The sequence below is a fragment of the Bdellovibrionales bacterium genome (genome assembly GCA_018266295.1).
In the GTDB taxonomy this organism is placed as follows: domain Bacteria; phylum Bdellovibrionota; class Bdellovibrionia; order Bdellovibrionales; family Bdellovibrionaceae; genus JACMRP01.
Window position 1 is genome coordinate 183,624 of sequence record JAFEAQ010000006.1, and the last position, 12,117, is coordinate 195,740.

Annotated in this window: 11 protein-coding genes; 4 read left to right on the forward strand and 7 right to left on the reverse strand. The window is 47.1% G+C overall.

The window, feature by feature from the left end; translation table 11 throughout:
- Positions 1 to 54 precede the first annotated feature (54 nt).
- The 4 genes from JSU04_05065 to JSU04_05080 form a co-directional block, all read right to left on the reverse strand.
- Entirely contained in the window at positions 55 to 1,266 is a 1,212-nt protein-coding gene (locus JSU04_05065; GenBank protein ID MBS1969651.1) for a hypothetical protein, read from the reverse strand.
- Between the two features lie 140 nt (positions 1,267 to 1,406).
- A complete protein-coding gene (locus JSU04_05070) occupies positions 1,407 to 2,129 on the reverse strand; it encodes a murein L,D-transpeptidase catalytic domain family protein (GenBank protein MBS1969652.1) in 723 nt (240 codons plus the stop codon).
- A 124-nt stretch (positions 2,130 to 2,253) separates the two neighbouring features.
- Positions 2,254 to 2,820 carry a hypothetical protein gene (locus JSU04_05075; GenBank protein ID MBS1969653.1) on the reverse strand — a complete coding sequence of 189 codons (567 nt, stop codon included), beginning with the start codon at positions 2,818 to 2,820 and terminating at the stop codon, positions 2,254 to 2,256.
- Positions 2,810 to 3,772, reverse strand: a complete 963-nt coding sequence (locus JSU04_05080; protein MBS1969654.1) for a hypothetical protein — start codon at positions 3,770 to 3,772, stop codon at positions 2,810 to 2,812. Before JSU04_05080 ends, JSU04_05075 begins: the two co-directional genes overlap by 11 nt.
- A gap of 190 nt (positions 3,773 to 3,962) precedes the next feature.
- Between JSU04_05080 and JSU04_05085 the strand changes: the two genes are divergently transcribed.
- The 3 genes from JSU04_05085 to JSU04_05095 all read left to right on the forward strand — a co-directional run bounded on the left by JSU04_05085 (position 3,963) and on the right by JSU04_05095 (position 6,977).
- On the forward strand, positions 3,963 to 4,442 hold the full coding sequence (locus JSU04_05085; GenBank protein ID MBS1969655.1) for a hypothetical protein: 480 nt from the start codon (positions 3,963 to 3,965) through the stop codon (positions 4,440 to 4,442).
- A 56-nt stretch (positions 4,443 to 4,498) separates the two neighbouring features.
- Positions 4,499 to 5,713, forward strand: a complete 1,215-nt coding sequence (locus JSU04_05090; GenBank protein MBS1969656.1) for a hypothetical protein — start codon at positions 4,499 to 4,501, stop codon at positions 5,711 to 5,713.
- Positions 5,714 to 5,900: 187 nt separating this feature from the next.
- Positions 5,901 to 6,977: a hypothetical protein gene (locus JSU04_05095; GenBank protein MBS1969657.1), complete on the forward strand. Its 1,077-nt coding sequence runs from the start codon at positions 5,901 to 5,903 to the stop codon at positions 6,975 to 6,977.
- A gap of 30 nt (positions 6,978 to 7,007) precedes the next feature.
- On the opposite strand, the gene JSU04_05100 is transcribed toward JSU04_05095, so the two are convergent.
- The 3 genes from JSU04_05100 to JSU04_05110 all read right to left on the reverse strand — a co-directional run bounded on the left by JSU04_05100 (position 7,008) and on the right by JSU04_05110 (position 10,944).
- Positions 7,008 to 7,433 (reverse strand): hypothetical protein, encoded by a 426-nt coding sequence (locus JSU04_05100; protein ID MBS1969658.1) that lies wholly within the window; start codon positions 7,431 to 7,433, stop codon positions 7,008 to 7,010.
- A 206-nt stretch (positions 7,434 to 7,639) separates the two neighbouring features.
- Positions 7,640 to 9,247, reverse strand: a complete 1,608-nt coding sequence (locus JSU04_05105) for a VCBS repeat-containing protein (GenBank protein MBS1969659.1) — start codon at positions 9,245 to 9,247, stop codon at positions 7,640 to 7,642.
- Positions 9,248 to 9,699: 452 nt separating this feature from the next.
- Positions 9,700 to 10,944: a hypothetical protein gene (locus JSU04_05110; protein MBS1969660.1), complete on the reverse strand. Its 1,245-nt coding sequence runs from the start codon at positions 10,942 to 10,944 to the stop codon at positions 9,700 to 9,702.
- Between the two features lie 357 nt (positions 10,945 to 11,301).
- Between JSU04_05110 and JSU04_05115 the strand changes: the two genes are divergently transcribed.
- Positions 11,302 to 11,925: a hypothetical protein gene (locus JSU04_05115; GenBank protein ID MBS1969661.1), complete on the forward strand. Its 624-nt coding sequence runs from the start codon at positions 11,302 to 11,304 to the stop codon at positions 11,923 to 11,925.
- Positions 11,926 to 12,117: the final 192 nt, after the last annotated feature.

A 12,117-nucleotide genomic window follows, 5' to 3' on the forward strand; every position in this document is an offset into this window, starting at 1 on the left:
CTGGAAATCGCGTTTTGACTATCGTATTCTACGATTCTGCCGCCTTGAAATACCCTACTCATGTGTTAAGTCGACATTCACCTGATCCTGCAAGGTCGTTCTTCCCGTCGCATCTGTAATGTAAAAATCCAAACGGAAATTGTAACCAATAGGATAAAACAAGCTTGTCTCCGTTGGGTAAACCACGTCCAACAGTTTATATAAATCAGAATAGCCGCTCACGTTCACTGGCGTCAGCACTTGAGACAAAATCCCTTTCTGCTTGTAATCGGAAAAAACCCTGTAGAACCCGGGCAGATTGGACTTGTAGTGGTGCACATTCAAAGTCGCAACCGGGATGCGAGTCGTTTGCCCGGCTGTCAAAGACAAAGGCAAAACGTGCTCGTTGATTGTTAACTCATAGTACGTCCCCCACGGATTCTTCTGCTTTATAGGATATGCATAAGTCGTCTGATTGACGCCATCAGCAGCATATTTATAGTAATTGATGAAGTAGCGTTTGCTCTGAGCATCAGCAAACTGAGAACCCTCATCTCTTGCCATGAAAGATGGAGGAAGATGGCTTTCGTCTTTAGCGACCTGGTTATCGCGGTAGACCACTGCCAGGGAGTTAAAGCTTTTCTCCGTATCAAAAACCGGCTTTCCGCCAATAAAATCTAAAAGCAAAGCTCCGCGCAGTTCCGGGGGTTGAATTGTTTCAACGGCAGCAGTGTCTGCGATCGCTTTAACAGAGGTCTTATACAGAGAGCCTGTTTCATCGTGCTGTAGTTCGATGGCCACCGTCATATCAGGAATTACAAAGACGGAAAGCTCCTCAGAAAGGTGGCTAGGATTAAACTGCGCAAGCAACTGGCGCTGCTGATCCGTGGTACTAAAATAGAAAATAGGCTGAGGACCAAAATCAGCAGCCAAAGCCTCTTTGTTCCATGCAAACCTAATGGCAGCTAACGCCACCTTCGTCAGTTTTTTATCTTCTATTTTCACACCACACTGAGTGGCTTGATAAACCGCTCCGTAAGCGACATCCAAACAACCTTCGCCGGCAGCAACGAGGTTTTCTTTTCCGATTTGCAATTTAGTCTCTGTACCACCAACACGGAAAACAAGATTCAGATACTTGGGATTAAACTTTGAATCTAATTGATCGGTGTTCTTCGGCAGGGTTACTTGCAGCTGCCCCAGCTTCTCATCCGGGCGGATGTCCGTAGCAAAAGCTGCAGAGCTCATCAATAAAGTGAGTATGGAAAAGTATTTTAATATGAACATATTATTTTCTCCTGTAAGCGCACATCCTTACGGGAGAAAATAATTTTGCCTAATAAATTGACCGCCTATTGCACATTGGCAACACAATAAGTGCTCCCCTTACTGCACGGGGAACTTTACAAAGAGACAGAAATCGAATTTTAAAGAGTTGTACGCCCGTCGAGGTCTTCGGGACAAAAATTATAAAGCAAACTTCCGTCCCGAACCAGTGGCTTCAGCGTACTATAATCTTCACGAGTCAACTGGGTGCAACCTTCGCTCATATTGAGGTACCCATCGCGTTTCATCATGAACTGAGCTTCCGCAGCTGTCTTGTTTGGATGGAAAATAATGGTGCGTGCGTAACTATTATCGTTCCGAGGCTCAAGACTATATAAGTACAATGCATTACCGAATTGAGTTTGAGTTTTCTCATTCCCGATCAGCATAAATCCCGGAGGTGTCTCTTTGCTATTTGGACGGTTTGAACAGTGATAAACTTTTGGACCGAATCCACTTCCCCAGCCGTGCGATACCAAAAAGCGTGCGGCGGATCCAGTTTGCAAATCCAAAACGATCAGACGTTTTTCTGTCGACTGTTGAGTCATATCCGCCACCGTCACGTAACGGCGGTTTACGATACGGCTTTCAAGCTGCGCTTTACCGGTCTGCAAGAAGCTCACAGTGCGGGCGACAGCTTCTGGGCGAACTTGCTGGGCTTGCGCCACGGTCGAAAAATTCTGAATATACTGAGACCAAGGATCCAAAGGTTGTTGTGGTGCCGGTTTTTCTTTTTTCGGGCGTTTCCATGGCCAAGTAAAAGCCATCGCGGACTCTGTGCCGAACGCAAAAACCATAACTAGCATAATCACTGAAAATTTCACGAGTATCCCCCTGGCTATCAAGCTCGGTGAGATTATTCGTCCAGAGGATTTAATCAACTTCTGACTATTTGCGCAGAGAAAAATTACAAGTGTTTACGAAGCCATGAAGAAAGCTGGAAGAACCTTAGCCACCGTGGATTTTGTCTTTGTTCACCATACGAATTTCCATATGGTGAGTCTTCTTGTCCAAATCAAACAGGATGCGATAGCCGCCATTAATGCGTACTGTGTGAGCATCTTTCCCAAACTGTTCCACTTGCTCGTAGCGCCACTTGCCGGGATTGTTTTGAATCTCTTTAAAACCGCCAGGACGCGAAGCAATCTCGAGGAACTCATCGACGTTTTCTTGCAGATCCTTCGGAAGCTTTTTGATTTCTTTCTCGGCCTTGTGCTGAACATTATAAGTATTCGACACGGCAACTGCTGGCTTATCCGTCGCAGAGGCCGAAAAGGGTTTCGAGGCCGCAGGAGTTTCAGCTTTTGCCGTGGCACCCGGCTTGTACTTTTCAATCAGCGCCTGCATTTGCTTTTCGTCGCCGCCCCCCTTCGCAGACAGCTTTGCATAGTCTTCCCAGAACGCACCGTTGTTAGCAAGCTCCGGGTCTTTGAGAGCCATACTCATCATACAATCCGTAGCCAATACGGACTGCGAGAAAATCAAAACTAAAAAGAAGAAGATTCTAGTAAGCACAGCTTAAGATCTCCTTCGTCGCTAAATTTAAATCCGGAGTTTTAAAACCCTGCTTCTTAAGATCGCCGAGTTTCGCCAAGAGCGAACCCGCTTTACGCAGCTTTGCAATGGCCATCGGAATAATTTTCGTGAGGGTTCCGGCAAGAATCGCCGCTTGAATAGCACCACCAAGCACTTCACCCGTCATCGTACAGGCAATTTGCAGTTTTTGTTCTGCAGGCATATTTCCAAGAGTGTCAATCATGCTGATCACTTCAGACTTCATATTGAGTGCAAACTCTTTCAACTCACTGAAGGAGTTCTTCATGTCAGTCCAAAGTGCTCCAGGATCCGACACTAGCTTTTTAAAGAAGTTCATCGTGCCTTCAGCGGATTGCTTCACGCCTTGTAAGGCATCCATTCCACACTTGCCGATCATGCGTAAGATCGCACCGTCTTCAAGACCGGCAGAGCTTTCCGCCAAGGTTTGCTGAGCCGTCGTCTTTGGATTACAATCCGCATCCGCAGCATAGGCAGAGTTCATAAGCAGCGACCATTTCGAAGCCGATAAACGCGGTTTAAAGGGCGCTAAAATGTGATTCAGTTCCGCCGAGCTAAAACCCAGCGCCATCAAAACGTAACTTGAACCCTCGATTTGAAAATGAAAAATGGATGCTCCCAGCTTTTCATCGCGCAGGATGACTCCCATTTTTTCGGCGGGCGCGACAAGGCCCTCTTTGACGAGGATCGCCTTGTCCCAGTCTTGGTTCACGTAGACAAAGTCAAAAGGCATCCCCACTTGAACGAAACTGGCACTGCGCACAGACCAAAGTCCTTCGCTCTCAAAGGTGCGACTGAGCTGCTGGGCCTTTAAGAGCGACGGATGCAATAGACTTTTGGCTTCAATTTGATATTGAAAGCCCCAAGACCTCGGTCCGACAAAGATGAAGAAAAGCAAAAGCAGAATTCGCATGGCCTGCATATCGGCAAGAAATCATCTGTTTTCAACGGAGCCAAGGACCAAAACCTTTGAGTAAATCATCTAATTGCAGCCAAAAAATGCGATAGCACCGCGTAATTTCCGCGATCAGGTGCGTTCTTGATTGCAACTCCGAAAAAGCTCGCATGTACTTTGCCCTCAACAACTAATAAGGGGGATTTTAATGAAAACAATCTTTATGTCTTTGGTTTCTGTGTTGTTCGCGGCAACAGCTTTCGCTATGCCAACAATGGGTGACAACGCGGTTTACAACGTGACTATTTCTCAAGGTGGCCAATCTATGCAAGGCACTTTGGAATCGACAATCACTGCTGCTAACAACGGTTCATACACTGTTGAAAGCAAAATCAACTTGGGTGGCCAATCTCAAGTTCAAAATCAACAAAGATCAGAGCAAGAAATGGTTTCTGATGCTTTGGTTGGTCAAATCCTTGGCAACTGCGCTCAGTACGGTGGCAAATTGGAAACTGTAACTGTACCAGCTGGTACTTTCAACACATGTGCATTGCCTGCTGATCCACAAGACGGCACTGGCTTCACTTGGGTTGGCCAAGTCGCTTTCGGCGTTGTTAAAGTTGATACAACAGATACACAAGGCCAAAAAACTTACGCTGAATTGCAATCTTTCAAATTCGGTAAGTAATTGACTGACAAAGGCGTCGCAGGAAACTTCGGCGCCTTTTTCATTTCGGAGGGGACATGAAACGCAGTCTTGCGCTTCTCTTCGTGACCGTTCTGGGTCTTTCCCCGTTTTTCGCCTCTGCGACTCCTACATATCAACAAAACCTGAATGGCCTTGAGTCCTCCCTGACGATTTACGTCTATCCGCCTTATATGCCCATCAACTGGCAATCTCCGGCGAAAGCAATTATGAGCTTTTTCGGAATTGAAATTCATCGCACCCTTGCGTCTGATGATGCCATTGCCTTTGAAAACAGTCTCGGCGAATCCGGAAAAATGTCTTCGCGCTACCGTTCCACGATGGGTCACGCGATCAATCACATTCATTGCACGCTCCCCGACGGAAAAATCTATGATCGCTGGAGTAGCTTCTCGGGACAAAATCATCCCGAAGTCGATGTGAACAATATTCTTCGCGAAAAAATCGGTCTCGGCGTTTTATCCTACCGCTATCCCGATGGCCGCATTATCGAAGGCGAAGAGAATTTAAAACGGATCACTTTTTATAATGGTACAAAGCAAATCAACGAAGCCGGCATCAAAGAACTCATTCGCCCGCGCTATCTGCAAATCGAAGTGACTCCCCGATCTTGTGAAAAACTGCAAGCGATGGTGACGTTCTATGAAAGCTTCGGTCTCCGTAGCGATCTTCCGCTGAAAGAAATTCTTCAGCGCCCTGAAAACAAAATTCTTTACTTTGATTCCATTACTGATCCTTACCTGAGCTTTCTGGCTCGCCAAAAGGATCCGAACTCCACGGTCGGCGGAGGCTGCACTCCCTATGCTGTCGGCCTCGTCAAACAAAGCGGCCGTTATGATGAGCGTTTAGAAAAACTTTGGCGCCATCCGCTCACGGTTTCAGAACGTCTCATTGGCGGCATCCCCGATGAGCACGGCAAAATCCGCCGGGTTTCATTATCCGCAATTCTCGGCACATCCCTCGGAGAAAATTGGATCTACGAAGGTTATCGCAATCGCGAGATGAGCCTTTATGACCCAAGCAAGATCTGGAACTTCATCGGCCAAAGCCGACTTTGCCTCGCTGACAGAAATTGCGAACCACAGACCAAAAACTTCGTGGACTCCCACCCCTTTTCCGTGGGCGCGCTTCAAGTATTTAAAGACCGGATGAAAAATCCCCGTTATCGCACGGTTTATGAGGACGCCGGCAACTTTGAGCCTGAATTCCTTGATGTCAGCCAACCGGTCGAAGGTGTCGTTTGGAAACTATAGGCCGAACAACTCCGTGATTTTTTGTTAGTGCGAAAACTTCCAAAGGTCGTTGATGTTTACTCAAAAAATAAAGACAGAATTGCGAGTTTGTTTCTACGATAGAAAAGAGACCAGGATCAGGACTCGACCTGGACTGGACCAAACCACTCCACATTCAACTGTCACGGTCGGAAACCGATAAGGAGCTATGGCGAAGATGGTTTTATTTCTTTCAATGCTTGGCTTGATAGCTCACGCTGCGGATTCGGTCGTAGACCCCTCGGCGATTTTTACAGTTTCTGATCCGGCAAAAGCCGAACAAGAAGCTAAGCCTGCTGAAGAATCAAAACCGGTTCCGCATCTGTATATCCCAAAATACAAAAGATCCACAAAATCTAAAAGCACTTCGGATTTGCCGGCAGCCAATGGACCGACGATGGTTATTCCAGACACGTCAGGTTCGAGTATTTCACCGGAAGATGTCGTAGAAAAAATCAATGCCGGCAACCAGGCTGTAAAAAAAATGAAAGAGCAAAACGACCGCTGCGCTGTTTGTGAGCTCAATGATCAAACTCAAACCAGTGGCGGCAGCGAAACGCGTGCGGATGAGCTCGTAAAAATGAAAAAACAATTCGATGCCTTGGATCCGAAAGCCTTGGGTACTTTGGTTGAACCAAAGACGGATGTCAATAATACCGGCACACGGACGGCGGTCTGTGGTGAACGGCCCGGCAACTATATGGCTTGTATCTACCATGGCGATGTCGTTCCTGGCCAGTTCCGTCTAAATAACAAAACGCACTCTCCTCTACCGCGGGAGTGGCAGTTTGATTTTGCAGCTCAGGCCCGGCAGGACTTGGGTATTTCCATTTCTGACTACAACGACAATCACTACAGCCAATCAAAGTTCACATATATGATGGTCTTTCCTCGCCGTTACATCCCGGCGATTCGGACAGAGGGCGACAAACAGATCGTGACGCTGCCGACGGGTGAAACGGTGACTTACGATACGAAAACAAAGAAAGTTCTCGGCGGTGTTCTGACCGACGCAAAAACTTATACCGGCAGCAATGTCATGATTAAAGTCGATGCGACCGGCAAAGAGCCTCGTCTCGGCAGGGGCCTAGCGACAATTAGTAAAAATGGCAAGAGCTGCAAAGTTCCGCTCAAAAGCCTTTGGCCGGATCAATCCGACAGCTCTCTGTTGCATTTTAAATTTCCGACCGATCAAGAGTTCGATAACTTCTTAAAATCTCAGAAGTGCGGCTTTAGCGTTTACTAAGCCTGCGCCGAAACGCAGGCCTTCTTATATCTAGGCATGCGCATGGCGCGTGCGCGCTGCTTTCAACGAGGCCGCACGTCTTTTCTTGGGCCCGCGGCGTACGGCGCTTTCGTGTGCTTGTTTACCCATAGCCGCCGGCGACACCGTCGAGGTCGGTTCGCGACGAAGCGCTTTTAAGCTTGCGCGAGCCCGACGGCGCGGAGATTCGCTGCTCTTCTTACGAGTCACACCCTTGGCACTTTTCTTTTTTGCGTTGGGATTTTCGGGAATGGCGACTCCCGCTTTTCTGGCTTTAGAAAGCCCGATGGCAATCGCCTGCTTTGGCGAACGCACACCGTGCTTGCCTTTACGAACATGCTCTACCTCTTCACGGACGAACTCTCCGGCTTGAGTCGAGGGGGCTTTCCCGGAGCGGCGGTCTTTTTGAGCTCTTTCGAGGGTTCTTTTTTCTGGCATAAGATTCTCCTTAGGTTTGATCATCGATCTTAGGCTAATGAAGAAATCCTCGGTACGAAAGGCGCTTTGCAAACTTACAAAGCGATATGCTGAAAACTTCTCATTCCTCGTGTTGGCGGAATGAATTGTCGACTTAATCAATGTCCGAATGAAGCGATTGCCTGATTAAACTGAAGTAAGAAAATTGCTGCTAAGGACCAGCTCTCCTACTTCACGCAACTGGCCTGGAACATCCCCTTTTGCGTGTTGCGTTTGAACGCATTTGCAGTAAAGCCGTTGATGAAATTGCTCGACGTCGCCGTCAAATTATCGTTCACGTTATTCACGAAGTACGCGTGCTGATTCCACACAGAGCGCGTTGGCATCCAAGAGTCTTTCACCGTCGGACCAAATACGCGGATCCCCGTGATCAACGCCGCTTGGTCTTTCTCAGCTTGAGTTGTATAGAGCGTGCTTGCCCACATATTGTTAGAAACTACCAAGAGTTCCGAGCTGCCATCACCGTCAACGTCAGCAACGACTGGGTATTCGCGCAGAGTGCCGCTTGGGTTGATTTCAGACCAGATTACTTTCAAGTTGTTACTGCCATCCATTTCATAGATGCGCACGTATTGTTCGTCGGCGTAGATAATCTCAGGTTTGCCGTCACCGTTAAAGTCAAACGATGTCAGACCTGTTACAAGTGAAGAGCAGTCTTGAGTCACACTGCCTGCGATCTTTTCACCTTTAGCGTTGAAAATGGTCAACGACTTGCCTGTGGCTACTGCAATTTCAAGCGTCTTTGGATCGCCATCGAAATCACCGATCGTTGCTTGACCACCGCCGACAACACCTTTGCCGGCAGCATCGTAACGACAAATGAGGTCTGAGTGCTCAGACAATTCCTTCATCGCGATCACTTCGCCCGTCAGGCCGTTATAGATCGAGAAAAATCCGCTGCCAGTAACCACCACTTCAACGCCTGGAACATCTGGCAAAAGATCTGCCGTGGCAGGCATACCGGCTTTTTGGTATTTCCAAAGATAATTGCCGTTTTTATCCATCACGCCGGTTGTACCGATGATTTGCAAATCACTGTTGCTTTGAGTTTTCAAACTCGCTGCATAGGTGTAGCAACCGTTCGTTTGTTCTGCTAAGCGAGTTTTAATATAACCTTTTTTCGTCGCATCCTCAGAAAGAACCCAGCTGCCCGCAATGATTTCAGCTTTGCCGTCGCCATCTAAGTCAGCCGCTGCAAAACCGCCACGGCAGTCATTCATGGATGTGATTGACATGCCAGTGAAATCAAGTGGCAACTCCCAACGGAGAGAACCATCGGAATTCAGTGCAATCACTTTCTGGCCAAGATAGTGAATATAGATAATCTCTGCTTTGCCATCGCCATCGATGTCGACAAAAAGCGGAGTTGTCGAAGCATACGGCATCAAGTTGTCGGCACTAATTGAAAACTTCGAAGAGCCGTCTTTACCATTCAGAATACGCAAAACACCTTTTGAGCTATAGGCCGTATTTTCATAAGAGACAAAACCGATTTCAGGAATCTTATCGCCATCAAGGTCACCCACCACAGGAGAAGCCATGACTTGCTTATAAGTCGGCATCACATCCAAGGCGTAATCCCATGAATAGCGAAGTTTTGGTTTTAATTCATCGGCACTCGTCATGCGACACACAGGAACAGAAGCACCTGTGACATCCGTACTAGAGGCCTTGAAATTCATCTCTGCCTGGAAGGCAGTATTTGAACAATTTTGATACGCTGTAATCGAGATTGCGGAAAAAATGAGGATAACAATAACGGACTGCTTTTTCATACAACGGACCCCCACTTACTAGCATAAGCAACAAGCGGGCCCGCTGAAAACGTCTTATATTTGTCGCCAGGGACTACAGTCTAGACGGTGTCGGGTGTTACTCAGATTTCCGGTATAGCTATGCAAACCCAAGCACTTACGCTCTTGGGTCGTCACGGAACCGACTAAGAATTATTCAAAACGAGTCGTTATTGTTTACGACTCCAGAAGAGTGCGTCCTAAAAAATGCGACAACCATAACCAGCATCGAGAATAAATGGGAGCAAGAAGAGTGTTTTCAGATTGGATAGGCCTCTTACACCCTCATCCAATTTCTATCTAAAATAGGTCATACACTGCTCGATCAAAAAAGCCCTGACTTCCAAGCCGGGGCTTTTTACTTTTTGCGACTTTGCTGCCGCATCGCTTCGGCGTAGCCAAGAAGCGCTGCGATCAGAAACAGGACCTGGCACCTAAAGAGCCATCAGCGCGGCATTCGAGAGAATATAATAGTAGTACTGAATTTTGCGAATGTGGCGATTACGAATATTACCATCCGGAGCTGAGCCAATATATCCATAGGCCGGCGATGGCAATGTGCCCGAAGAATCTGTCGTCACAGCTCCCCGATTGACCGAGCTTGTAAAATTATTCGCTTGATAAGTCATGGCCTGGCGGTTGATGGTGTTCGCCGCATTCAGTGTTCCAGCGGGGCTAAAAACGGCCGAGTTCGCAGTCGTCACTTTCATTGCGCCTGTCGTTCCGCTATCGGCAATCTCAATCGCGTTTTGCGCAAAAGTCCCAGAGACGTTCGTATTGTAAAGGCCAAAGACCCGGTAGGTCGTGGCACTCTCGGAACCATCATTCGTGTATTCGGCAAACAAAGTTCCTTGGGTCGGATTAAACCAGCTCATTGTATTAAATGTCGCGGAGTCCGCCGCTCGAGTGACTGCACCCGTCGTTGTCGGAATAAAACTTGTCGGATAACTTCCTAGTTCCATCTGCATTCCCCAATAGTCGACAATCGTCGTATTGCCAAAACTGGAGGTGTACATCGCAATGACTGGTCGCATGGGGTTTGTCGTATTTTTTGCTGCGGTAATTGAAAAACGCTGCCAACTTGATGTGATATTGAAAGTCGACTGCGCATAGTACCCATAGGAACCACCGACTTCTTGCATGACCACAGTCAGTGTTCCCGGCGAGGGCGACTTCGCATAAAAACTAAAAGTGTAATTCACGCTAATCGTCGTTGACGGAATTGGAATGGGGTAAAAGTAGTCGTCTCCGCTTGCCGTGACTCGATCTGCGGAAGAGGTCCCGTCGGGCGCAATCACTGTATCCAAACTCACAGTAGGACCCGTGCCACCATCATCCCAGTATGTTCCAGAAAGATTTGTACTGCCCGCAATCAAATTGGTTGCCGCTGCCTCCATCAAAAGCCCTTTGGCTGCATGGGTCGTCATATCGTAGTCAAAGCGAGGTGCATTCGAGGCGGCCGTTTGCATCACACCAGAGCTATTAAAATATGTGGCTGTTGAAGAGCGCGCAAAAGTCAGCTGCGAAGGAAGACTGGTGAGAGTCGTAAAATCCCAATCCAAATTCGAATACGGACTCGCGGGCTGTTTCATAAAGGCAAAAGGAATCAATTGCGACATCGCTGAATTCGCAATGAGCACACCCAAAAATGTGACGATGAGAGGCCTTAAAATTCTCATACTTACTTTTCGGCATTTAGTGGGTCCACCTGCATCCAAAATGTTTATAAAATATTGAATTCACAAAACTCTGCTCGATGTTTTTCTAATTCGCACATCAAACGATCGAAGCCTCTGGCGCAGATGAGACTTAAAAAACAATATGCACTTTAAGAGTTGAGTCGCTCCCAGAAAATAAAAGTTTTCAATCCGCGCAGATCTAAGTGTTGACCGTTTTTCTGCTGCAAATTTGCAGCAGCATCTCATTCAGTTGTTCATCACTTTTTGAACTGATGAGTGAATCGAAAACATTTCTTTTCTAGACAAGCGTCAGCCTAAGAGGTAGTTCTGGCGCCAATTTTAAAGCAAGGTGAGAAAATGAAGCAAACTATCACAGCATTTTTATTGATGACGATTTTAACCTTTGTAGGATGCGCTAGTAGAACAGTGAAAATGAGCCCTGAAGAGACTCAGGTCTATTTAAATAAAACGCCTGATGTTGCCCAATCGCTACTTTCCGGAAAATCCATGGTTCGGCAATCTGACTATTGTGAATCCACTTTTACAGGCCCTTGCTGGAAAGTAGAGTGCATCAGTTCCGCAAAAAACCTGAGCGAAGCACAATGCTGGAAAACTCCGTACGAGGCTTTTGGAATCTCAGCCACATCAAATGCACCTAACCAAACGACAGAGCAATTGCTTGCCACATGCAAGGCCGCTCACGAGGACGCTGCTAAAAGAAGAATGAGCTGCTTTGACTACTTCTCTCGTCTGCAAGGCAACACGGTAGAAAAAGCAGATGTTACGAATACTCAAAAACTCTTGAAACAATTTTGCGATATGAAAGACGTAACGTGCACTCGCCAATATACTAAATTTGGAAAAGGCGATCTTAATACGGATGGCATGAGAAGTTCCGCTTATAAAAGAGGAGTATACCAGGTAAGCTCTAAAGAGAAATCCGGCAATTCTGAGACGTACGAGTATATCATTTTAAAATAGCCATCGAAGCCTGGAGCAGAAGCAGGACATGGTCCTGCTTCAAAACCACTAGTTTTCAACATAGCCTCACTATCGAAACGCACTGACTTTTAAAATCCGTGGATGAGCCCTCATGTAATTCCCACGTGACCAACTTAGAATGATCTCTCTCCAAAAAAGTTCGCAAACGGACCTCAAAGTGCTGCACATTTG

Coding starts and splice junctions, on each gene's coding strand:
- JSU04_05065 (MBS1969651.1), bottom strand. CDS start 1,266: ATGTTCATATTAAAATACTTTTCCATACTCACTTTATTGATGAGCTCT.
- JSU04_05080 (MBS1969654.1), bottom strand. CDS start 3,772: ATGCGAATTCTGCTTTTGCTTTTCTTCATCTTTGTCGGACCGAGGTCT.
- JSU04_05085 (MBS1969655.1), top strand. CDS start 3,963: ATGAAAACAATCTTTATGTCTTTGGTTTCTGTGTTGTTCGCGGCAACA.
- JSU04_05090 (MBS1969656.1), top strand. CDS start 4,499: ATGAAACGCAGTCTTGCGCTTCTCTTCGTGACCGTTCTGGGTCTTTCC.
- JSU04_05095 (MBS1969657.1), top strand. CDS start 5,901: ATGGCGAAGATGGTTTTATTTCTTTCAATGCTTGGCTTGATAGCTCAC.
- JSU04_05100 (MBS1969658.1), bottom strand. CDS start 7,433: ATGCCAGAAAAAAGAACCCTCGAAAGAGCTCAAAAAGACCGCCGCTCC.
- JSU04_05105 (MBS1969659.1), bottom strand. CDS start 9,247: ATGAAAAAGCAGTCCGTTATTGTTATCCTCATTTTTTCCGCAATCTCG.
- JSU04_05110 (MBS1969660.1), bottom strand. CDS start 10,944: ATGAGAATTTTAAGGCCTCTCATCGTCACATTTTTGGGTGTGCTCATT.
- JSU04_05115 (MBS1969661.1), top strand. CDS start 11,302: ATGAAGCAAACTATCACAGCATTTTTATTGATGACGATTTTAACCTTT.